At 64.6% G+C, this 21,964-nt stretch carries 23 protein-coding genes; 13 read left to right on the top strand and 10 right to left on the bottom strand.

All coding sequences use genetic code 11. From position 1 onward, the window contains the following. Positions 1 to 11: 11 nt before the first annotated feature. On the bottom strand, positions 12 to 317 hold the full coding sequence (locus ACSKT0_RS11515) for a hypothetical protein (protein ID WP_059388952.1): 306 nt from the start codon (positions 315 to 317) through the stop codon (positions 12 to 14). Between the two features lie 223 nt (positions 318 to 540). Between ACSKT0_RS11515 and ACSKT0_RS11510 the strand changes: the two genes are divergently transcribed. From ACSKT0_RS11510 to ACSKT0_RS11500, 3 genes are all read left to right on the top strand, one after another. Continuing rightward, entirely contained in the window at positions 541 to 1,659 is a 1,119-nt protein-coding gene (locus tag ACSKT0_RS11510; protein ID WP_437773868.1) for an alanine racemase, read from the top strand. Between the two features lie 192 nt (positions 1,660 to 1,851). Next, on the top strand, positions 1,852 to 2,880 hold the full coding sequence (locus tag ACSKT0_RS11505) for a DUF6454 family protein (protein ID WP_437773867.1): 1,029 nt from the start codon (positions 1,852 to 1,854) through the stop codon (positions 2,878 to 2,880). A 383-nt stretch (positions 2,881 to 3,263) separates the two neighbouring features. Continuing rightward, entirely contained in the window at positions 3,264 to 3,584 is a 321-nt protein-coding gene (locus ACSKT0_RS11500) for a hypothetical protein (protein ID WP_437773866.1), read from the top strand. A 52-nt stretch (positions 3,585 to 3,636) separates the two neighbouring features. Here the strand turns inward: ACSKT0_RS11500 and ACSKT0_RS11495 are convergent, their stop codons facing one another. The 3 genes from ACSKT0_RS11495 to ACSKT0_RS11485 form a co-directional block, all read right to left on the bottom strand. Continuing rightward, entirely contained in the window at positions 3,637 to 3,984 is a 348-nt protein-coding gene (locus ACSKT0_RS11495) for a UBP-type zinc finger domain-containing protein (protein ID WP_437773865.1), read from the bottom strand. 83 nt (positions 3,985 to 4,067) lie between these two features. After that, entirely contained in the window at positions 4,068 to 4,994 is a 927-nt protein-coding gene (locus ACSKT0_RS11490) for a DUF5996 family protein (RefSeq protein ID WP_437773864.1), read from the bottom strand. Between the two features lie 205 nt (positions 4,995 to 5,199). After that, entirely contained in the window at positions 5,200 to 5,703 is a 504-nt protein-coding gene (locus ACSKT0_RS11485) for a hypothetical protein (RefSeq protein ID WP_437773863.1), read from the bottom strand. Between the two features lie 248 nt (positions 5,704 to 5,951). Here ACSKT0_RS11485 and ACSKT0_RS11480 point away from each other — a divergent pair, with 248 nt between their 5' ends. Next, complete coding sequence (locus tag ACSKT0_RS11480) at positions 5,952 to 6,707, top strand: SDR family NAD(P)-dependent oxidoreductase (RefSeq protein WP_437773862.1); 756 nt, start codon at positions 5,952 to 5,954, stop codon at positions 6,705 to 6,707. Positions 6,708 to 6,964: 257 nt separating this feature from the next. Continuing rightward, on the top strand, positions 6,965 to 7,873 hold the full coding sequence (locus ACSKT0_RS11475; protein WP_437773861.1) for a prephenate dehydratase: 909 nt from the start codon (positions 6,965 to 6,967) through the stop codon (positions 7,871 to 7,873). 3 nt (positions 7,874 to 7,876) lie between these two features. Here ACSKT0_RS11475 and ACSKT0_RS11470 read toward each other — a convergent pair whose 3' ends face one another. Then, the gene (locus ACSKT0_RS11470) at positions 7,877 to 8,401 is read right to left on the bottom strand and encodes a hypothetical protein (protein ID WP_437773860.1); all 525 of its coding nucleotides are present in this window, start codon (positions 8,399 to 8,401) and stop codon (positions 7,877 to 7,879) included. Between the two features lie 267 nt (positions 8,402 to 8,668). On the opposite strand from ACSKT0_RS11470, the gene ACSKT0_RS11465 reads away from it, so the two are divergent. Next, a complete protein-coding gene (locus ACSKT0_RS11465) occupies positions 8,669 to 9,778 on the top strand; it encodes a fatty acid desaturase family protein (RefSeq protein WP_437773859.1) in 1,110 nt (369 codons plus the stop codon). 102 nt (positions 9,779 to 9,880) lie between these two features. Further along, complete coding sequence (locus ACSKT0_RS11460; RefSeq protein ID WP_437773858.1) at positions 9,881 to 10,972, top strand: hypothetical protein; 1,092 nt, start codon at positions 9,881 to 9,883, stop codon at positions 10,970 to 10,972. Positions 10,973 to 10,989: 17 nt separating this feature from the next. Here the strand turns inward: ACSKT0_RS11460 and ACSKT0_RS11455 are convergent, their stop codons facing one another. The 3 genes from ACSKT0_RS11455 to ACSKT0_RS11445 form a co-directional block, all read right to left on the bottom strand. Beyond that, complete coding sequence (locus ACSKT0_RS11455) at positions 10,990 to 11,952, bottom strand: 5'-3' exonuclease (protein ID WP_437773857.1); 963 nt, start codon at positions 11,950 to 11,952, stop codon at positions 10,990 to 10,992. Between the two features lie 84 nt (positions 11,953 to 12,036). After that, entirely contained in the window at positions 12,037 to 12,537 is a 501-nt protein-coding gene (locus ACSKT0_RS11450) for a hypothetical protein (RefSeq protein WP_437773856.1), read from the bottom strand. Between the two features lie 35 nt (positions 12,538 to 12,572). Further along, entirely contained in the window at positions 12,573 to 13,454 is an 882-nt protein-coding gene (locus tag ACSKT0_RS11445) for a helix-turn-helix transcriptional regulator (RefSeq protein WP_437773855.1), read from the bottom strand. A gap of 93 nt (positions 13,455 to 13,547) precedes the next feature. On the opposite strand from ACSKT0_RS11445, the gene ACSKT0_RS11440 reads away from it, so the two are divergent. The 3 genes from ACSKT0_RS11440 to ACSKT0_RS11430 all read left to right on the top strand — a co-directional run bounded on the left by ACSKT0_RS11440 (position 13,548) and on the right by ACSKT0_RS11430 (position 17,012). Next, positions 13,548 to 15,008: an MFS transporter gene (locus tag ACSKT0_RS11440; protein WP_437773854.1), complete on the top strand. Its 1,461-nt coding sequence runs from the start codon at positions 13,548 to 13,550 to the stop codon at positions 15,006 to 15,008. Positions 15,009 to 15,091: 83 nt separating this feature from the next. Beyond that, a complete protein-coding gene (locus ACSKT0_RS11435) occupies positions 15,092 to 15,976 on the top strand; it encodes an aldo/keto reductase (RefSeq protein WP_437773853.1) in 885 nt (294 codons plus the stop codon). A 19-nt stretch (positions 15,977 to 15,995) separates the two neighbouring features. Then, positions 15,996 to 17,012 (top strand): aldo/keto reductase, encoded by a 1,017-nt coding sequence (locus ACSKT0_RS11430; protein WP_437773852.1) that lies wholly within the window; start codon positions 15,996 to 15,998, stop codon positions 17,010 to 17,012. On the opposite strand, the gene ACSKT0_RS11425 is transcribed toward ACSKT0_RS11430, so the two are convergent. Beyond that, positions 16,992 to 18,044 carry an NAD(P)/FAD-dependent oxidoreductase gene (locus ACSKT0_RS11425; protein ID WP_437773851.1) on the bottom strand — a complete coding sequence of 351 codons (1,053 nt, stop codon included), beginning with the start codon at positions 18,042 to 18,044 and terminating at the stop codon, positions 16,992 to 16,994. The two genes, ACSKT0_RS11430 and ACSKT0_RS11425, sit on opposite strands and share 21 nt — an antisense overlap. A gap of 121 nt (positions 18,045 to 18,165) precedes the next feature. Here ACSKT0_RS11425 and ACSKT0_RS11420 point away from each other — a divergent pair, with 121 nt between their 5' ends. The 3 genes from ACSKT0_RS11420 to ACSKT0_RS11410 all read left to right on the top strand — a co-directional run bounded on the left by ACSKT0_RS11420 (position 18,166) and on the right by ACSKT0_RS11410 (position 20,737). Further along, positions 18,166 to 18,750, top strand: coding sequence for a helix-turn-helix domain-containing protein (locus tag ACSKT0_RS11420; protein WP_437773850.1), 585 nt, complete (start codon positions 18,166 to 18,168; stop codon positions 18,748 to 18,750). A 119-nt stretch (positions 18,751 to 18,869) separates the two neighbouring features. Beyond that, a complete protein-coding gene (locus ACSKT0_RS11415) occupies positions 18,870 to 19,877 on the top strand; it encodes a helix-turn-helix transcriptional regulator (RefSeq protein ID WP_437773849.1) in 1,008 nt (335 codons plus the stop codon). After that, a complete protein-coding gene (locus tag ACSKT0_RS11410) occupies positions 19,874 to 20,737 on the top strand; it encodes an SDR family oxidoreductase (protein ID WP_437773848.1) in 864 nt (287 codons plus the stop codon). The genes ACSKT0_RS11415 and ACSKT0_RS11410 overlap by 4 nt, the downstream gene beginning before the upstream one ends. 151 nt (positions 20,738 to 20,888) lie before the next feature. Here the strand turns inward: ACSKT0_RS11410 and ACSKT0_RS11405 are convergent, their stop codons facing one another. Further along, the gene (locus ACSKT0_RS11405) at positions 20,889 to 21,911 is read right to left on the bottom strand and encodes a DUF4386 domain-containing protein (protein WP_437773847.1); all 1,023 of its coding nucleotides are present in this window, start codon (positions 21,909 to 21,911) and stop codon (positions 20,889 to 20,891) included. Between the last annotated feature and the right edge of the window lie 53 nt (positions 21,912 to 21,964).

Genomic DNA, 21,964 nt, shown 5'->3' with positions numbered 1-21,964 from the left:
CTGATCTTGAGCTAGTACTTGTCCGCGGAGTCGACGGATTCCCCGACCGTGACTTCGGGGGCCACGTTCGGGTCGCCGCCGACCGAGCCGATGAACGCCTGGATCTCGGGGTCACCGAAGAATTTCTGGAATGCTTCTGTCGATTCCCATTCATCGACCACGAGGACAAACCCGTCGCCGACCGCGAACTGATGGTGGATCGCGCCCGCCGCCCGGCCGCGCTCGCCCCACTGGCGGTACTCGTCCGCCCGCTCCTCGAGGGACTTGGCGAAAACGCTCGTGTCACCGGAAACCTTGGTGGCAATGATGACTGACATGATTTGACCTCCTATGGCCTGGACTCAGCTCGTGGCAGCCGGCCACACAACCCTGCGCATGAACGGTCCGACACGTGAAAGACCATACTCACTCCGCCCGGCAACCGCCCGAGTGGCCACTACTTGTCATTCGCCGCGATCTGTCCAAGGTTCTCTAGTTACTGAACCCGGGTAGGATCTCCGGGTACCGAGCTTCCGAACGATCCCGAAAGAACCGCACCGCATGCCGCACCTTGACGCCGCCCTCCCGCTCCACACCTTGCCGCAGATGCTCCTCGACGTTGCCGCCGTGGAGCGCAATATCGGCATCAAAGAGGCCTGGACACGGGAGCGCGGCATGGTGCTGGCCCCGCACATCAAGACCACCATGACGGGTGAAATTGTCCGCCGGCAGTTGCCCGGTTCCTGGGGCGTGACCGTGGCGACCACGGCGCAGGCCGCCCAAGCCATCGAGTGGGGCGCCATCCGGATCCTCATCGCGAACGAGGTGCTGTTCCGCGGCCACCTCGAGCAGTTGCGTGCCTGGCTGGCGGCCTCGCCTGAGCTGGAGATCTATTGCCTGGCCGATTCGGCGGCGGGTGTCCGGGCCTTGGCCGAGGTGTTCGAAGACTCGCCCCGCCCGCTGAATGTTCTGCTCGACGTCGGGACCCCCGGCGGCCGCACCGGAATCCGCAGCGAGTCCGAGGCCGGGCCGTTGGCAGCTGAGATTCGTGCCGCCAGCGGCCTGCTCCTGGCCGGCGTCAGCGCCTACGAGGGCGTGGCACCGAACGCCCGGACGGAGGAAAACCTGGCCGGGATCGATTCGCACTGCCGCTTGGCCCGCGATATTTTCGATGAACTGCACCCCGATTTCGAGGTGGAGCTTCCGGTCTTCAGCAACGGCGGCTCGGCGTTCCAGGACCGTGCGGCCGCGTTCCTGCCGCGCAGCTCCTCCGTCAACGTGCTCCGTTCAGGCTGCTACGTGGTGCACGATCACGGCACCTACCAGGGCGTCTCGCCAGTCCCCGGCCTCACCGCGGCCGTCGTGGTTCGGGCGCTGGTCATTTCTGCCCCGGAAGCCGGGCGTGTGGTCCTGAACGCGGGCAAGCGCGAGTTGGCATACGACGCCGGTATGCCCGTGATCGTTTCCCGGTACCGTAATGGAGCCCCCCTGTCTGCCGGCGCCGGTGCCACGCTGACCCGCCTCTTCGACCACCATGCCATTGTGGACTACGCCGAAGGCCTGCAGGTCGGCGACGTCGTGGACCTTGGCATCTCCCACCCCTGCTCGGTGTTCGACCGCTGGCGCGAGGTTGTCGCAGTCAGTGACGACGCCGTCGAGACATGGCGTCCCGTGTTCTAACCGTTTGAACGGCAGAAACCGTTTCGGCCTGCAAACGTCGATTACAACGGGTGTCTGCGCTGTGCACGAAGGAGCAGGAGCCGGGACTGCAGTGTCGCAACTTAGCGTTCATCATCCCGCCAGCGGGCGTTAATTACCGCCAAGTAACTTTGAGAGCTCTTGTAAGGCCCCAACCCTTTGAGAGGCTCCACCATGAGTAAGAACCGCACCCGAAGCATCCTCACGGCCACCGCTGCCGTCATCTTGGCAGCGTCCGCGATCGGCGGCACGGCGGCCGCCCAGGCCGCCGGCAACAATGACCAGCAACAGGGCAACAACGCCGACTCCGGCAGCCACAATGAAGCGAACACGGCCCTGGCCGACGACTTCAACGGTGTTGACCGCAGCACCAACTGGCAGCAGACCTCGAAGCTGAAGCTGAACTTCCCGACCTTCCATACCGAGGGAATCGCCTACAGCCAGGACCACATCTTTCTCTCAGCCGTCCAGATCATCGAGCCGACCAAGAAATTCCCGACTCCGCAGAACGGGTTCGACCGTACCCCTGGAAAGGGCATTGGCCACCTTTTCGTCATGGACAAGGCCGGCAACCTGCAAAAGGACATAGTGCTGGGCGAGGGCGACATGTACCACCCGGGCGGCATCGACTTCGACGGCACCAACGTCTGGGTCCCTGTGGCCCAGTACCGGCCCAGCAGCAGCGCCATCGTCTACCGAGTCGATGCGAACACCCTCGACGTCCACAAGCAGTTCGAGGTCAAAGACCATTTCGGTGGCATCGTGATGGACAAGCAGACGGGCCACTTGGTAGGCAATACATGGGGGTCGCGCCGTTTCGCCGAATGGGATCTCCAAGGCAAGCAGCTCTCGACGTGGCAGAACCCGAACTACTTCATCGACTATCAGGACTGCCAGTACGTGCCCAGCTCCAAGATGCTGTGCGCAGGGATCACCAATCTCCCGCAGACTCCGGGGGCCGGGGGCACCGGAGCCACCTATGAACTTGGCGGCATGGCGATGATTGACCTCAAATCCCGCAGCGTGATCCGCGATGTTCCGTTCCAGCAGTGGTCCACGGCCGGGCACGTGGCCACCCGCAACCCGTTCAAGTTGACCGCCGACGGGAACCACCTCACCATGAAGGTCGCACCCGACAACGGCGACGAAGGCAACGGCACCGAAATCCTCACCTACGAAGCCACCGTCACGCCCGCTAAGTAGCGCAACCAGGCGATAGCCGGACAATGCCGGGGTCTCAGCCGGGCGCCGGCATTGTTCCCTCACCGATCGGCCACCGCCCAGTGCCACGCTCCCTGGTCTCCCAGGGAAAGCCTTCAACACGCTTCGGCGCCTTCTGAATATCCTCTGCATGCGATTCAAGCCTGAGATCCGCAACCATTTCATCGCCTCCCAGGAAGCACCCGTAACGGGGACCCGCAGGCCGGCAATCAAAGGGGGACTGCGAAATGTCAGTGGAGACTTTTCAAACGAGCGTACCTATTCCGTGGACACAAACGATTAAAAGAGTGAGGACAATACCGAGCTAACCCTCGCGAAGGCTGCATGACAACGGTGCGCCGTACAACCCGGGAAAGAACACATCGATGACACTCACTGCCGAGGCCATTCACACGCTGGAAGAGATCGCCGTCCGCTTCAGCCCCGACGGGGCCCCGTTGGCGGTCCGATATGACGGCAGCATCTGGGCCGTGGATCCCGACGCCGGCGCCGCGCACTGGTTCGGGCGCAGAAGCGGGCGGGATGGCAGCGACTCGGCCGCCACCGACAGCGAACACCTCGCATCCGTTGAAAACTGGCGGATACAGGTCCGCCTCAACTCCGACTCCGCATTGCGTACTTTCCATGTACAGCGGAATCTACGCTCGCCGGACTGGTTTCTGGCCGGCATCACCGACGCATCCTAGAAGCCGACGGCTGAACGTCAGCGTCCGCGTCCGCGGCGACCTTGCGCGCCTGTCAGTGCAGTCGCTGCTGCCAGTCAGCCGGGACACGTGAGGCTGGGCCCGGAACAGTTTGGTCGAGCGGGTGGTGCGCCGGGGGCTCAAGTTCCGGACCGGCGAAAAATGCGGAGTCGGGATAGTTGAAGAACCAATCCTCGCCGGGTTCGAAGCTGCGGATGACCGGGTGGCCGCTGTAGTGCGCGTGGGCTGTGGCGTGTTGCCCCGGCGAGTTGTCGCAACAGCCGATGTGGCCGCACTCGGCGCACCGCCGCAGATGCAGCCACCAGCCCCCGTTGGCCTCGCATTCAACGCAACCCGGTCCGCTGGGTGGAATCGAAACGTCGATTCCTTGATTTGCATTCATCGTGGCTTTCCCTCGTATTCGAGTGCCTTTAGACCACCCACTACTTTACGCCCCGGCTTTTTCACGCCGGAGGAATGGTGACCTCATCCTCCGCGCCGCCAACGCGCCGGATCCGCCTCCAGCGCTGCGCGGTCCCACTGTCCCGTCTCCGCGGCCGCCTCATAGGTGGATTGCAGAAACCGAAGGAGCATCTTGTCAGGGTCCGACGCCGTGCGGACGTTTTCATACGGGAGGACGTAGAGCCTGCCGTCTTTGTTGTAGGCGGCCCCGTCTACGTCGTTCACATATTCGGCGTAGCCGGCGGGCCCGGGATAGGAGTAGGCATAGAAGGCCCCTTCGTCCCCTCCCCCGGCCCAAAACCCACAGCTGCTCAGCTCGTGAGAGTAACCCTCCACCATCACCCAGTCGGCGCAGTTCGGGACTCCTCCGGGGTGGGTGGGCGCGTCCCGTCCGGAGAAACGGGAGTACGCCAGGTCCATGCCTCCCCAGAAGAAGTGCACGGGACTCGTCTTCCCCCTGAAACGGGACCTGAATTCGTTCAGGACGCGGTCCGCCTGGACCAATTGCCTCCAGAAAAACTGGATAGCCTCCGGGTCGTAGGAGGCGTGCTGATGGTCCTCGGCGAAGGGTATGGCCGGTTCCACCTCATTCGGAATGCCGCGGATTGACGCCTCGATACCGAGCCGGCCCAAGGCTTCGAATACCTCGGAGTGGAATTCGGCCACCGACTTGGCTCCGAGAACGACGAATGCTGAAGTTCCGTTGCTGGAGCGTATGTGCAGCCGGTGTTCAAGGAAATCGAATTCGATGTCGTAGGCACCGCGGGCATACGGGATCATTGATGTCGTCAGCCCGCGCGGCGTGACGTATAGCGTCACCTGCCACCAGTGATTAAGCATCGGGGCGTGCGCCATGCGGACTTTTCCGATGATCTGGGTCCACATGTGCACGGTCTCCCGCGTCGGGGTCCAATCATCGACGCGAAGCCGGGGCCACTCAAGGTGAGTCATCTGGCCTCCAAAATGGACCATCGCGGGTCGTTCCGTCTCCGTGGCGACAATTCTGCCATCATTGCCGCCGGAACCGGCCTGGTGTCTTCGACCAGTTCGCTCTCACCGCTATCCCCCAGCCGCAGGATCCGAACGCGCCCCTCGTGCGGGTCCGGTCGAAGCTGGCGACCGCTAAGTCCTGAGGTCGACGGCTGGTGGGAAATAGCTAAGGCGTGCCCGGATGGGCTTTGGGTGGAGTTTCCGAAGTCGTGCGATGGAGCAGGGTCCACGCCCGCGCGAGCGATATGTCCACGCGGGCGACGAGGAGCGCTGTCAGCAACGCTGCGGCAACGTGGGTGTCCAGCATCAAATCCGGCGAGTGTCCGGCAAGGGACGGCGTCGCGATCAGCTGCCCAGGCTGCAATCCCCTCGCTCCATGCTGATGTTGAGCGGGCGCGCCAACCGAGAAGGTCCCGGAGAGCCGGTCGAAGGCCAGATGCAGGACCTGTTGGGCGACACCGCAGAGAACAAGCAATAACCAACTCGGTAGGTTTATCCGGGCGAGCAGCGAAGCGCACATACTCAGCAGAGCCGTCAGCGCGATCAGCACCGGTACCCCGGGGGGCACGCCACCCGAGACCAGGTGGGCGACCAGGCCCAGTCCGACCGCCGCCGGTCCGACTTCCCAGCCCGGAAACCTCGGACGTCGACGGGATCTTCGCTCATCCACGCTGCTCTCTCTTCCATCGGTGGACGGGTTCTGCTCTCCTTCATGGTGCCGCCGTTTCGCACCTGAAGGAAGACTTTCGGGCCGTTCCACGCGTGGGCAAGGGGTCAAGAACCCCTACCTGTGGCGCTAGGAGATCAGGAATCCGGGCTTCTTCTGACGAGACGGCGTACGGTTGCCACAAGCGAGCGGCTCAACCAGCGCTCACCGCTGAAATCCGCGGGACCCATCCCGCCGCACGAGGAGGAATTATGAGTGACTTCGAAGGCAAGACCGCGATCGTCACGGGCGGAGGCTCCGGACTTGGGGAAGCGATCAGCAAAGACCTCGCGAAGAACGGTGGCAACGTCGTCGTCGTCGACATCAACCTGGACGCTGCCACGCGTGTGAGCAACGAAATCACCGCCACTGGCGGCACCGCCGTTCCCTTCCAGGGCAACACTGCGGTCGCCGAGGACAGTAAGAAGGCAGTCGACTTCGCGGTCGCGAGCTACGGCGCCCTCAACTATGCCGTCAACAACGCAGGCATCGGGGGCGCCAACGCTCCCGTTGGAGACATCGACGTTGAGGACTGGGACCGGGTCATCGCCATCAACCTGAGCGGAGTCCTCTACGGAATGCGCTACCAGGTCCCGGCCATCCTTGCCGCGGGCGCCTCCGAAGGTGCCATAGTGAACATGGCGTCGATCCACGGCGCCGTCGCCGCTCCCGGCAACGCCGCTTACACCGCGGCCAAGCACGGCGTCGTGGGCCTGACCAAGAATGCTGCGGCTGAATATGGGGCCCAGGGATTGCGCGTCAATGCGATCGGCCCCGGCTATATCGATACGCCGCTGCTGGCCGCCGCGCCGAAAGAAGTCCTCAGTGGGCTCGAGGCGAAGCATCCGCTCGGCCGCCTGGGACAGCCCGAAGAGATCGCGAACGTCACCACGTTCCTACTTTCCGACAAGGCCAGTTTCATGACCGGCTCTTACGTACTCGTCGATGGCGGCTACACCGCCGTCTGAGCCAACGGGTCAAGTGGGCTCCCGGCGCACCGTCCCAACGACATGGTCGTCGAACACGTCAATGAGACCGACGGCTAGTGGACAGTTCATGGGTGATTTTCGACGCCGTGGACAACTACTCCACCTCCGTTGTCGGCCTCACGTACCAACTCGAAGAGGGCCGGGCGCAGCTCGTCTCCACAGCCGGCGCCCTCTAGAGCTGGCGACGAGTCCCCCGGCTGCTCTCCCACCCGGCAAAATGTGACACCATGTGCTCCATGGTTCGTAAAGTTGCATATCAAGGAGAGCCCGGCGCCAACTCCAACATCGCCTGTCTTCAGATGTTCCCCGACATGGAGCCAGTACCGTGCCCCAGCTTCGAAGATGCTTTCGAACTGGTGAAATCCGGCGATGCGGACCTCGCCATGATTCCGATTGAGAACTCCATCGCCGGACGGGTTGCAGATATCCATGTGCTCCTGCCTGAATCCGGATTGCAGATTGTGGGCGAACATTTTCTCAGGATCCGATTCCACTTGCTGGGCATACCCGGAAGCACCCTCGAACAGGCGCGAGAAGTGCACAGCCACGTTCATGCCCTCGGCCAGTGCAGGAAGCTGATCCGGTCAATGGGGCTGAAACCAGTTGTTGCCGGCGACACGGCAGGTTCCGCACGGGAGGTCCGCGACTGGAATGACGCTTCCAAGGTCTCCCTGGCGCCTCCGCTCGCCGCCCAGATGTACGGGCTGGACATCTTGGCAGAAGACGTCGAGGACGACGCCACCAACACGACCCGGTTTGTCGCCCTGTCCAGGGAGCCACGGCACCAGACCCGCGACGAGTTGCCCGGTCCCGTGATCACCAGCTTCGTCTTCCGGGTCAGGAACGTACCCTCGGCGCTGTACAAAGCCCTGGGTGGTTTTGCGACGAACAGTGTGAACATGACGCGCCTGGAAAGCTACATGGTGGGTAACGAGTTTACTGCCACCACCTTCATGGCCGACGTTGAAGGGCACCCATCCGACACACCCGTGCGACTTGCGCTCGAGGAACTGGAGTTTTTCACTGATGAGGTCAGGGTTCTTGGCGTTTATGCTGCTGCTCCATTCCGAAGCCTGGGCTTCACCGATTCCGGCAATCCAGGCACAACGCCTGCTGGCAATCCAAAGCCCACCTTGTCGCTATAGTGGCTATCCCGCGTGCGTGAGCATCGGCAAGACCCACGCGATAATCACCGGAAGTTTGAAAACAGCGATGACGAAACACGCCGCGACGGCAAGCGCCCATACCGCCCGCCGTCGTCGGGCCCCCAAGACTTCCGTCCTGAGGGCGGCAAAACCCCGTTGAAGAGCGACGGCGTCCCCGGGCGCCGCAGGCTGGCGGCGCCAGGTTCCCGGCAACGCAGCAACGGCGACAATGCGGGCGAGCTGCTCCGGAGTGAGGACGGGTTTGCGCCGGTTCAGCCAGCGCAACAGCTGACCGTCTGTCAGCACAGTTATGGTCTCGGGCCGTTCCCGGACCGTGATGCCCTTGGGCTCCACGAACACCAGGACACCGGTAACCTCGACCGCCAGACCTGCTGCTGCAGAGAGGAGCTTGCCGGCTCGGGCCGCTTCGTGCATGGCGTTGGGAAGATAGCGCTGTCTCGTGCCGGCCACCATCAGTGTGCGGCCAGCCACCCAGATTCTCTGGTTTGAATGATTCTTGGTGTTCACTGTGCACACCCCTGCCGGCCCGATCAACACATGATCGATGTCCGACGTGCCATTTCACTCGCCTTGTTGTCCCCGTTGCGACGTCCAGTCATCGTTGCTCGTCAACCGAGCCGACAACGTCGGCACGGCAGGTCACACCAGCCGCGATATTCCCCGCCCTGATCCCGTTCCTCTGGACTGGTGGGGCCCATCGCGCCTAGGCTGGTGGTGTTGCCCCGGACCCCGGCAGCGCGTCATCTGCGCATCCGAGGAGGCAACCAGTTGCCGTTGACCAACCAGCCTTCACCGTCCGTGCCCGCGTTCGCGATGCCGCCCCGACCCGCCTCGCCAAGAACCCGGATCAACAAGGTCACCAGCAGTTATGCGGGCCTGCTGAAAACCGTCCGCGACGCCGGCATGCTCCAGCGGTGCCAAGGCTACTACCTCGTCCTGCTGACGGTCCTGGCCGTGATGGGGACCGGGATCTGGGTGGTGTTCTTCGTCTTGGGCGACTCCTGGCTTCAGCTGGCCGTGGCAGGCGCCTCCGGCGTCGTCTTTACGCAGTTCGCCTTCCTCGGCCACGAAGCAGCCCATCAGCAAGTGTTTGCGTCCCGGTCCGCGAACGATTGGACTGCACGGCTCATTGCCACCCTCGTTGTAGGCATGAGTTACGCGTACTGGACCGAAAAGCACTCACGGCACCACGCCCGACCGAATGTGGTCAATCAAGACCCGGACATCGCACAGGGTGCCGTCATCTTCCACAACGAGATGCCAAGCAGACGCGGAAGACTCGGCCTGGCGCTTGGCAAGCACCAGGGCTACCTGCTCTTCCCTTTGCTCCTGTTCCTCGGATGGACGCTGCATATTGACTCGTTGAAGTACTTGCTCCGGCGTGGGCCGGTGAAGTACCGATGGCTTGAAATGGCACTGCTGGTTCTGCGCTTCGGTGCCTACGCCGGCCTGCTTTTCCTCGTCCTCTCCCCCGCCATCGCCGTCGCATTCATCGTCGTGCAGATCACCGTGTTCGGGCTGTACATGGGCGCTAGTTTCGCGCCGAATCACAAGGGGATGCCGATCTTGCCCGAAAACAGCCGTGTGGACTTCCTGACGCGGCAGGTGGTCACCTCCCGCAACATCGCTGGGGGACGATTCGTCACCGTGCTCATGGGCGGCCTTAACCACCAGATCGAACACCACTTGTTCCCGGATATGCCCCGCCCACACCTGCGAGAAGTCCGCCAGCTGGTCAAGGCCCACTGTGACGCGGAGGGGATTGCCTACACCGAAACGGGGCTGCTGCACTCGTACGCAATAGTGATCCGCTACCTTAACAAGGTCGGACTCAGGGCAGCGGACCCGTTCGCCTGTCCCCTCGCGGGCCAGTACCGGCGGTAACCGGCGCACACACGGACCGGATCACCCTCTGACACGGAGCCGTCAGGAAGACCACGATGATTGCCTCTCGCCGCCGAAGGCGGCGAGACTTACTGTGGAGTTATGGACGCGACAGCAGCCCACGCCTTTGCGACTCCGCCGGTATCACTCGACCGCCCCGCCACTGCCGTTGAAGACATCATCACCCTCGCGGCCGGGGTCTGGCTCCTCACCGGAACCTATGTTGACGGCTGGGCGCACAACAACCTCCGCGACCTCGAAACGTTCTTCACTCCGTGGCACGCGATCCTCTACTCGGGCTTCGCGGCCTGTGCCGTCTGGATCGCCGCCCTGACCTGGCGCCGGCACGCCCCCGGCGCGCGGTGGTCCGCAGCGATCCCCGCCGGATATGGGGCCGCAGCAGCCGGGGTCCTCCTCTTCCTCATCTCCGGAGCGGCCGACTTCGCCTGGCATTCGGTTTTCGGCATTGAGCAGGGCCTCAAGGCGCTATTCAGCCCGTCCCATCTGGGGCTCGCTACCGGCGGTTTCCTCATCCTCAGCGCGCCCTTCTCCTCTGCGTGGCACTCACCCCGGCGGTCATGGCCGCGGCTGATGCCCGCCGTCGTGAGCGCCATGCTCTCCGGCATGGTTGCGGCGTTCATCCTGCAGGAGTTCGCGGTCTTCGCCCGCCATGGACTCATCCAGACATACGGCGGCGCTGCCGGGGCGCAGCCTACTGTGGCGGTTCCGACATCATCGAGCATCATGGTCTCGTTGGCGTCGTTCTTCGTCTCGACTGCCGTGATCTTCGTGCCCGTCCTCTTGCTGTCGCTGCGTTGGCGGCTGCACGCCGCGGTGCCCGCGGCCATGGCGCTGCTCCCCGCCGTTGCCCTGCAGATCATGGTCGCGCTGCGGGACGCCTGGCTCGTGCCGGCGGCCGTTGTCGGTGCCGTCCTCGTCGGAGTGGCGTGGGCGGTGGTGCGACCCAAGCCGGACCGTCACACAAGGCTCATGACCGCGATAGGCCTCTGCCCCGTCGTGTTCTGGGCCCCGTACTTCGCCGGTGTAGCGCTCCACGATGGGGCACTCAGCTTCTCCCCTGAAGTCTGGGGCGGGACGCTCGCATGGACCGGACTCGAAATGCTCGCCCTAACCGCGCTCACCCTCAAAGTGCGAACCACGGCCGGCACCATCCCGGTTTCACCAGCCGGTTGACTTGTCAGCAGCGCCGATCATGGCGCGGGGCTCGTATCCCCTCCATGACGGAGTTCGAGAGCGTCGAGCAATCGCTTCACCGAGCCGCCGAGGTTCCAGTCGGCAGCGAGACGCTCGAGTTCAATGCGTGATTCTCCGACGACGGGATGCAAAAGCGCTCCCGCCTCTTCGAGAGTGGGCAGCGCGAGGTCGCGCACGACGTTCACAACAACGGGCGCAACCGCCAGGTACTCGGCGGCAGCGGCGAGTTTCGACCTCACGGGCGCAGACAGTCCGCTGTCTGGATCGACCGCGGCCGCGAGCAACGCGTCGAGTGTGCCGTACTCAGCGAGCAACGAAGCCGCCGTCTTTTCGCCGATCCCCGCTACCCCCGGCAGCCCGTCGGAGGCATCGCCGCGCAGCGTCGCAAAGTCGGCGTACTGCTCGGGCAGAACACGATACTTGCCGACGACGACGGCGTCGGTCACGATCTCGAGGTTCTTCATGCCTCGCGCCGTGTAGATGACCCGCACCTGGCGGGCGTCGTCGACCACCTGGAACAGATCGCGGTCGCCCGTCACGACGTCGACAGGAAGCTTCGCGTGGCTGGCGTAGCTGCCGATGACGTCGTCGGCTTCATGGGCGGCAGCCCCGACGACGGCGATCCCCGCAAGGCGGAGGACCTGCCGGATCAGGGGAACCTGCACCTGCAGCGCATCCGGCACCACTTCGACGTCGGGAGCACCCTCTACCGTCTCCGCGACCCGCTGCGACTTGTACGACGGGATGAGGTCCACCCGCCATTGCGGACGCCAGTCCTCGTCCCAGCACGCCACGAGATGCGTCGCCCCATAGTCGGTAGTGAGCCGTGCGATCATGTCCAGCAGTCCGCGAACGGCGTTCACCGGAGTGCCGTCGGCGCTGCGGATCGAATCGGGCACGCCGAAGAAGGCGCGAAAGTACAGTGAGGCCGTATCGAGGAGCATCAGGCGGTGAGTCATAACCGATCCTTACATCCACACCCCCACAAAGGGCAGGTGCTTTCCGGTTTTCCGGAGAAGCACCTGCCCCCCTGTGAAGACGCGTTACTTCTTGGCGCGGCGGCGAATGACCGCTGTCGATGCTGCGCTGGCGGCCAGAGCGCCTGCGCCGACAATCGACCACAGGACCAGGTTGGACTCGGCATTCGTGTTGGCGCCGCCGCTTGCGGTGCCGGCGGCGGTGACGCTGGAAACAGCAGCAAGGCCGGAATTGCCCTTGCCATTGCCGCCGCCATGGTTGCCGCCCCCGTTATTGTTGCCTCCGCCGTTGCCGGAATTCACAACCACGGCTGCCCAGCGCTTGTTGCCGGACGTGGCGCCGACGGCGCCGATCATGTAGTTACCACCGTCCATGAAGGTAATGGAGGTGGAGAAAGCGCCGGTGCCGTCAGCAATAACGCTGAAGTTGGACGGAGCGGGCCTCCCACCGTCCGAAGCCTTCTTGCCGCCGGTCCGCTGGAACGTGATGTTGATGGTTCCGTACTCATTGCCCGGCGCCGGGTAGGTGGTGGATGCTACGGCCGGCGCGGTGCCGGCCTCATTCACGGCTGCTTAGGTCGACAACGTGGTGCGGCAGTCGTTCATTTCTTCTCCTTGACCCCCATTTGTGACGTGTCGCGCTGGGTGGCGGCCCAGCTGGCGAGGACTTTCAGGGCGTCCTCGGAGGGGGTCCCGGGATCTGCCGTGTAGACGTTGATGCGCAGTCCCGGATCCGCGGGGAGTTCCAACGCTTCGAAGCTCAGATCCAGGTCGCCGACGATCGGGTGATGAAGGTGTTTGCGGCCCGCGCGGTGGTACTTCACGTCGTGACGGGCCCACCGGGTGCGGAACTCCTCGCTGCGGGTGGAGAGTTCACCGATCAGGTCCGTGAGGTCCTTGTCGTACGGGTTCCTTCCTGCGGTGGAGCGCAGGACTGCGACGATGTCATCCGCTGCGCGTTCCCAGTCGGCGAAGAACTCCCGCGCTTTCGGGTTCAGGAAGGTGAAGCGTGCGCTGTTCGGCGGGGCGGTCACCTCCGCCATCATGTCCAGATAGAGGGCACGGCCTAGTGCGTTGGAGGCGAGGACATCGCCGCGGTCGTTGCGGACCCAGGCCGGCGCGGCCGTGATCGCATCGATGACGCGTTGCACGCTCGGCCGCACGGTCTGCGGGCTGTGCCTGCGCCGGACCCGAGGGGAAGCGGTGGCGGCACGGGCCAGGTCAAAAAGGTGGGCCGTCTCGGCGTCGTCGAGCTTCAACGCACGCCCGAGGGCTTCGAGGACACTGTCAGAGGCGCCGGAGAGGTTTCCGCGCTCAAGGCGTATGTAGTAGTCGATGCTCATCCCGGCGAGCATCGCGACTTCCTCCCGGCGCAGCCCGGTGACGCGCCGGTTACCGCCGTAGACGGGAAGCCCGGCCTCATCCGGCGTGATCCTTGCCCGGCGGGAGGTCAGGAACTTCCGCACGTCCTCGCTGTGTGTCATGGCGTCCACGCTACGCCGGGTCGATGGGACGAGGGAGGCACTGGCGTTACCCTGAACGGCCGTGACTCCCGGCCCGTAAGGAATCACGGTTGCATGGACAGCATGAAACCTGAACCCGCAACAGCTTCCCGCCCGGGAGCGATCCTGGCGATCATCCTCCTCAGCTACTTCATGATCCTGTTGGACAACTCGGTCATCTTCACTGCCCTGCCGAGCCTGCAGGCGGACCTGCGGCTGAGCACCCGTGAGCTCTCCTGGGTCCAGGATGCCTACACGCTGGTCTTCGGCGGCCTGCTGCTCCTCGGAGCCCGGGCAGGAGACCTGCTCGGCCGCCGGCGGGTGTTCGTGTTCGGACTGGTGGTGTTCTCGATCGCGTCCCTGCTGATCGGCGTCGCACCGGCGGGCTGGTGGGCGATCGCCGGCCGCGCTGTCCAGGGTATCGGGGCAGCGATCGTCGCGCCGGCCTCACTCTCCCTGCTCACCGCGAGCTTCCCGGAAGGCCGCGAACGCACCCGGGCAGTTGCCTTGTACGGCGCCACCGCAGGCATCGGCGCCAGCCTGGGGCTGGTCATCGGCGGGGCGCTGGCCCACTGGATCTCCTGGCGGGCAGGGTTCTTCGTCAACGTACCCATCGGCGCCGCGATGATCGCACTCGCGCCGCGTTTCATCCCGGAATCAGGCCGGGCCCGCGGCCGCTTCGACGCATTCGGCGCGCTCAGCGCGACCCTCGGTGTCGGCGCTCTCGTGTTCGGCATCATCAACACCGTCGACGCCGGCTGGAACTCGCCGGTCACGGTCACAGCCGTCAGCGCCGGCGTCGTGCTCCTGGTCGTGTTCGTGCTGATCGAACGCACGGCGGCCCAGCCGATCATGCCGCTGCGGCTGTTCGCGAGCCGCCGCCGAACCGGCGCCTACCTCGCCCGCTTCCTTTACCTGGGCGCGATGATCGGGTTCTTCTTCTTCACCACCCAGTTCCTGCAGGAAGTGCTCGCCTTCGACCCCCTGCAGGCCGGTATTGGATTCCTGCCCATGACCGCAGTGAACTTCGCCGTCGCGATGAGCATCCCCCGGCTGGTCAAGCGGATGCCGGGTTCCATCCCACTCGTGGCCGGCATCCTGATCACACTTGCCGGGATGTTCTGGCTCAGCCGGGCCGGCGTCGACTCCGCATACCTGACCGGAGTGGCCCTGCCGATGGTCCTCATCGGCGCGGGACAGGGTCTCGCGTTTGCGCCCCTGACGTCGTTCGGCATCATCGGGGCTCCGGCGTTCGACGCCGGCGCGGCATCCGGCCTGGTGAACACCTTCCATCAAGTCGGCACCTGCCTCGGGCTTGGCATCGCAGTCGCTGCCGCAGCGACCGTCCCGACCACGGGTTCCGCCGTCGCGCACCTGGCCGCCCAGGTCAGCGCCGCCCTCACGACGGGCAGCATCCTCCTGCTCCTCGCCCTGGCCGTCACAGCGGCCCTCATCCTTCCCGCGGACCTGGCCGCCCGCCGCGCCGGGGCACCCCGGGAAGTTGCGCCGGCCCCGCAGCTCGAAACCGCCCGCTGAATCTCCGGACCACCTATTTCAAAGGGGGTACTGACGTGCACTCCCACATCCCCGCACATCTGAATACCGTGAAAGGCATGAACATGGAACTTACTCTCAACAGCGGCGTCACAATGCCGGCCCTGGGCCTGGGCGTCTTGCAAAGCGCCCCGGAGCAAACGACGGCCGCCGTCGAGGCCGCGCTGGCCACCGGCTACCGGCACATCGACACTGCCGCCGCGTACGGCAACGAGCGGGAAGTCGGCGAAGGCATCCGCCGCTCGGGCCTGGATCGTCCGGAGGTCTTCATCGAGACCAAGGTCTGGGTCAGTGACTATGGCTACGACCAGGCCCTGCATGCCTGGGACAAAGCGACGGGCAAGCTCGGCGTCGACTACCTGGACCTGCTCATCCTGCACCAGCCCGCACCCGACCGGTTCGAGAGAACCATCGCCGCATACAAAGCACTGGAAACCCTGCTCGCCGACGGGAGCGTGCGGGCGATCGGCGTCAGCAACTTCATGCCGCACCACCTGGAGCAGTTGCTCGACTCGACCGACGTCGTCCCGGCCGTAAACCAGATCGAACTTCACCCGTATTTCACCCAGCAGGCCGTCCAAGCCGCCGACGCCGAACACGGCATCCTCACCCAGGCTTGGTCGCCCATCGGAGGGATCACCTTCTACCCAGGATGGGGCGGCCAGGAGCGGCGGAACGTCATGCAAGACCCGGCAATCGCCACCATCGCGCGGACTCACGGCAAGAGTCCGGCCCAGGTCATGCTCCGGTGGCACCTCCAGCAAGGCCGCTCAGCCATCCCGAAATCGACCAACCCGGCACGCATAGCCGAAAACTTCGACGTCTTTGACTTCGAACTCAGTGCCGCCGAACTCGCCGTCATCGACGCGCTCGACACAGGCAACCGCAGCGGTCCGGACCCGGACGAAGCCCGCGAGGAACGCTTCGCCATGGTCATCCCCGAAGCCTAAAACAGAGAGAAGGAACACCATGGAATACCGTCCCCTCGGCCGCACAGGTGTGCAAGTCAGCCCTTTGTGTCTCGGTGCGATGATGTTCGGCCCCTGGGGCAACAACGACACCGCCGATTCAATCCGAATCATCCACCGCGCCCTCGACGCGGGCATCAACTTCATCGACACCGCCGACGTCTACTCGGGCGGGGCATCCGAGGAAATCGTCGGGCAGGCACTGGACGCGCGCCGCGACGAGGTGTTCCTGGCCACGAAGTTCTTCATGCCCATGAGCGAGGACCCCAACCAGCGCGGCGGCTCCCGTCGCTGGATCATCCACGAGGTCGAGAACTCCCTCCGCCGCTTGAACACCGACTACATCGACCTCTACCAGGTCCACCGGCCCAGCCCGGACACCGACGTCGAGGAGACCCTCGGCGCGCTCACCGACCTCGTCCGCCAAGGCAAAGTCCGTTACATCGGCTCCTCGTCGAACTCCGGATCCCAGATCGTCGAAGCCCAGTGGGCATCCCGGGAACGGAACCTGGAACGCTTCGTCACCGAGCAGCCGCCGTATTCGATCCTGGTCCGCGGCATCGAAGAAGACGTTCTTCCGACGGTCCAGCGCCACGGCATGGGCACCCTCACCTACAGCCCGCTCAGCGGCGGCTGGCTTTCAGGGCGCTGGCGCAAAGACTCCGCCTCCACACCCACCTCTTCCGCACGCCCGAACGCCCGATTCGATATGAGCAGTCCGGCGAACCAGCGCAAGCTCGACATCGTCGAAGAACTCGCCCAGCTCGCCGAACAAACCGGACTGACGCTCATCGAGCTGGCCATCGCGTTCGTGATCAACCACCCCGGCGTCACGGCCGCCATCGTCGGACCGCGCACCATGGAACAGCTCGAGTGCTACCTGCCTGCCGCGGACATCACCCTGAGCACCGACGTGCTGAACCGCATCGACAAGCTCGTCGCACCCGGTGTGACAGTCAACCCCGAGGACAACAGCTACGGAGCCCACGAACTGACATCACTGGCACGACGACGGTGACTCGGCCGCTTTCGGCCCGTCGTCAAGACCATGCTGTCGATGACCCAGCACGATCGTAGAAACGGCTGCTTCCGAGGCCGCCGAGAAGGGGCCGAACTGCCCTTCAACGGCCCACCGGGTTTCCTCTTCAATGAGATCGGCGTTGATCCGTGCGCCGGTCATGACGCCCTCGGCCGCCGCGGTGATCACTTGGGCCATCAAATTGGAGACGTTGCCTGCTGCATACACACCCTGGACGGCCGTCGCACCCGCAGCGTCGGTCTCGATAAACCGCCCCACCCCCATGGGGTGCACCTGGTTACTTAGCCCGAGTGATTCCAGAAGCTCGGACCTGGCCTCCATCCGTGTACCGAGAGCCAGGGCCTGTATTTCGAACGAGGAGCCCTGGCGGAGCGTGAGGCCCGTGAGGACGCCGTCGACAGCGTCAACAGAGGCCACGGCGCCGTCGACGACTGCTATCGACCGGGCGCCGAGCTTGTCCCACTCTTCGTCTGTGGGTTCCACGGTGTCATTGAGGAAAAGGGTGATATTCGGGGACCACTGCCTGAACAACAGTGCCTGATGGAAGGACATTGGGCCAGTGCCCAGCACCCCGATCCGTTTCCCGCGGATTTCCCAGCCATGGCAGTAGGGGCAATGCACGACACCCTTTCCCCATTGCTCCCGCAGGCCGTCGATGGAAGGCAGCCCGTCAGTCAAACCAGTGGTGACCAGGAGGCGCCTGCCGGAGAACCGGCGTGCATCACCGAGGATCACCTCGAATCCATCGGTAGTGCGCCGTGCCGAAACGGTTTCGCCGTCAATGACCGTTCCTCCGTAGGAGAGCACTTCGCTGCGTCCGATGGACAGGAGTTCCCAGGGGTTCATCCCGTCCCTCGAAAGAAACCCGTGCACACCCGCCGCGGGTGCGTTGCGTGGCGCTCCGGAATCGATGACCAGGACCGAGCGCAGCGCGCGGCTCAGCGTCGTGGCCGCGCTGAGCCCCGCGGCGCCGCCCCCGATAATCACAACGTCGTACTGTGTGGTGTCCATAATGATTTGCCCTCCATCGTGTCCTGAAAGTCCGCCGCGAGCGTCCCTGCGTGGCAACACCAGCTTTCATCTCATGCACGGAAACTGGCAAACTCTGTTGCTGTTATGGCAAACTACGCGTATGGCAAACGAGCTTGACGACGTTCTCGGGGCTGTCGGGTCCCGGCTTCGGGCACTCCGCACGGAACGGGACCTCACCCTCGGAGAGGTGTCCTCCGCAGCCGGAGTATCGGTGAGCACCCTGTCCCGCCTGGAATCCGGCCAACGCAGACCAAACCTCGAAATTCTGCTGCCCCTGGCGAGGTTGTACGGCGTTCCCCTTGATGACCTGGTCGGCGCCCCGCCCACCGGGGATCCGAGAATTCACCTGCGGCCCATCACCCATGGCGGCATGACGGCTGTTCCCCTCACGCGCCGGCCGGGCGGTTTGCAGGCCTTCAAGATGGTCCTCGCTGGTGATGCCCGTGGGTCAGAGCCCGATCCGCGTGTTCACGAAGGCTACGAATGGCTTTACATCCTCAACGGACGGCTGCGCCTGGTGCTGGGCGACAAAGACTTCGAACTCCGGGCTGGCGAAGCCGCGGAATTCGACACCCGCACACCCCACTGGTTCGCCAGCGCCGACGGAAAAACCGTCGAATTCATCAGCCTGTTTGGACAGCAGGGCGAGCGGATGCACGTACGCGCCCGCCCCAAGCCCGCATAGCGACTTAGCAACGACCCTTCTGAACGCCCGCAATGTAGGTGGCCCTGATGTTCCGGGCCGGTTTGGGGGTGTCTGGTGGACACTGCCACCGGCCGGCGCGGCTGCGTAGCGTGGTGGATGTGGACAGAAGAGACGAAATCCGTGAATTCCTGATCTCGCGTCGGGCGAAGATCAGCCCGGAACAGGCCGGCATCCCCAGCTACAGGGCACTGCGCCGGGTGCCGGGGCTGCGCCGTGAGGAAGTGGCGCATCTCGCCGGGGTGAGCACGGATTACTACACCCGCCTGGAACGCGGCAGTATCCGCGGCGTCTCCGAGGCCGTGCTCGAGGCCGTGTCATCGGCCCTTCAGTTGGACGAGGCCGAGCGGGCGCACCTGATGGATCTGGCAAGGACGGCCAACGCGCCGTCGCCGCGTGCTCCCCGCCGGCCACCGCAGCAGAGAGTCCGTCCCGGCGTGCTCCGTCTGCTGGACGGGATGACCGGAGCGGTCGCCATCGTCCAGAACGGCCGCTCGGACGTGCTGGCCGCGAACCTGCTGGGCCGGGCGCTGTACGGGCCCGTGCTCAGCTCCGCCGCACAGTTGAACTCAGCAGCACAGCTCAGCCCCGCCGGACAGTCGGGACCGGGGACCCCAGCCCGGTTGCCGAACCAGGCCCGCTATCTCTTCCTCGATCCTGGCGCGGGAGACTTCTATCCTGATTGGCGCGCTATCGCGGCCACCACGGTCGCGATGCTGCGCTCCGAATCCGGCCGGAACCCCGACGACCGGGCCCTGAACGAGCTGGTCGGGGAACTGACCACCCGCAGCGGACTGTTCGCGGCCCTGTGGGCCGGGCACGATGTACGGATCCACACCGCGGGCACCAAGCGTTTCCACCACCCGATCGCCGGGGACATATCCCTGCAGTTCGAGACGCTGGACCTTCCCGGAGACGAGGGTCAGACCCTGTTCACCTTCACCGCGGAGCCCGGCTCCGCGTCCGAAAACGCGCTGGCCTTCCTCGCCAGCTGGGCGGCATCGCCTCCCGGAACCACCACCGGCACCCCCGCCGGCGGATCCACCTTCCCCGAGCTGCGCTCCCCCGCGGAACCGGGAACACCCAACCCAGGAAAGACAGAACCATGAATGAGCAGAAGGAAAACATGACCGGGAAAAAAGTCTGGTTCATCACCGGCGCCGGCCGCGGCATGGGCACCGACATCGCGAAGGCGGCCCTGGCCGCCGGCCACGCGGTCGTCGCCACCGGCCGCAACCCCGAAAAAGTCGCCCAGGCCATCGGCGAAAACAAGGACCTGCTCGCCGTGAAACTGGACGTCACCGATCCCGCCGACGCAACAGCGGCCGTGCAGGCCGCCGTCGACCGCTTCGGCCGGATCGACGTTCTCGTCAACAATGCGGGCAACTTCTACGCCGGATTCTTCGAAGAAATCACCCCCGAAGACTTCCGGGCACAAATCGAAACCACGATGTTCGGGCCCATGAACGTCACCCGCGCGGCCCTGCCGATCCTGCGCGCCCAACGCTCGGGCCTGGTCGTCACGATCTCCTCGACCGCCGGCATCGCCGGCGGGGAGTTCCTGAGCGCCTACGCCGCGTCCAAGTTCGGCGTCGAAGGCTGGGCCGAGTCCTTGGCCCCCGAAATCGCACCCTTCGGGATCCGTACCATGCTCGTCGAACCGGGGTTCTTCCGCACCGAACTGCTCACCCCCGAATCCACACGCTACGCCGAATCCATCATCGAGGACTACGCCCAACGCACCGAACAGACCGTCACGTCATGGAAGAGCATGAACGGGCTGCAGGGCGGAGACCCCGCCAAACTCGCCGACGCCCTGATCCAACTCGCCGAACTGGAGCAGCCACCCCTGCGCTTCGCCGCCGGCGCCGACGCCGTCGGGCTATTCGACTCCCGGGCCAAGGAACTCCAGGACCAAGCCAACGCCCACCGCGAACTCTCCAGCAACCTCGCCCACAGCGACGCCTGACATCATCAATCGGCATAAGTCTTACGTCGGCGTTGAACTTGCCGAGGCTCATTCCTCCGGTATTGAACTTCGGACTGGCCGGCGTCCTGCAACGCGATGGGTCCCGCGGCCAGTCTGGCCGCGGGACTCATTACGTGGAGTTTGTAGGCCCTCAGGCTGCGCGCACTTGCCCGGTGGTGATGGGCGACGGCTTGAAGCCCTTGACCGCCATCCACACGCCCAGCGACAACTCCCAGACAAAGATCGGCAAGGTTGCGAGTCCCGACCACACCGAGATCCCCTGGTTGATACCGAACATCGTTGAGATCGTCGACAAAAGCAGCAGCGGGCCGCCGATCAGTCCAAGCAGGGGAATGACGCGCGGCACGAGCCCCGAACGATACATCAGGTATCCGAGCAGCAGCCCGCTCACCCCCGGAACCAGGCTCGGCCCAAGAATGAACGTCCAGTCACGGACTGCCACGAGCGCCTGGCCCACGGGAACCAAGGCCGGGTCCGCTCCGCCCTTCTGGCGCAGAGTGACCACAGCCAGGAGACTGACGACGCCGATCATAATGACCGCGGCTTCAAACATCCGTGCGGTGACGAAGCCGAGCGCGATGCCCTCGTTCTGCCGTTTGACGACAGGAAACAGTGCGACGGCGGTGCCCACGGCGGAAACCGCGTTGACGAGATCGAGGAGGCAGCCGAAGATGACGGTTGAGTCGGCACCGGAGCCCGTGATGTAGTGCGGATCGTTCAGGACGGGGGAAATCAGGAACAGTGCCGGGATCGAACTGACGAAGGTGACCAGGTACAGGATTCCTGCGACCATCGCGGTCTTCCGCAGCGGGTCCATCCGGACACGATCAGTTGTCGGGGTTTGGGTTGTGGTTTTCATGGTGTGGTCCTTCTGGGAGATGAAGATACGGGTGTTCGACGCCGGCTGGCTGGGTTGCGTGGCTCCGGCTTGGTTGACTGCCAAGAGCGGTAGCGCCAAGTCGCGGAGCTTTTGCAGCAGACCGTGGAGCGCGGCTTGGTCGACGTTCCGGGTGCGAATGATGGTGGTTCCGTCGCGTTCGTTGGTGAGGCTCAGTCCTTCGAACCAAGCGGCCCAGCGGGAATCAAGACGGCCTTCGACGCGGACCTCGTACTCGACCGGTGTCTCGTCCCGGCCTACCGATCTCACGTTCATCGTCCCTCCTTCTGCCTTAGTGGATTTCAGCCGCCTTTGCGGATGACTTCCTT

The organism is Arthrobacter sp. KNU40 (genome assembly GCF_051515115.1).
GTDB lineage: Bacteria > Actinomycetota > Actinomycetes > Actinomycetales > Micrococcaceae > Arthrobacter.
Note: the sequence above shows the minus strand (reverse complement) of the source record. Positions and strands in the feature narration are given on the sequence as shown.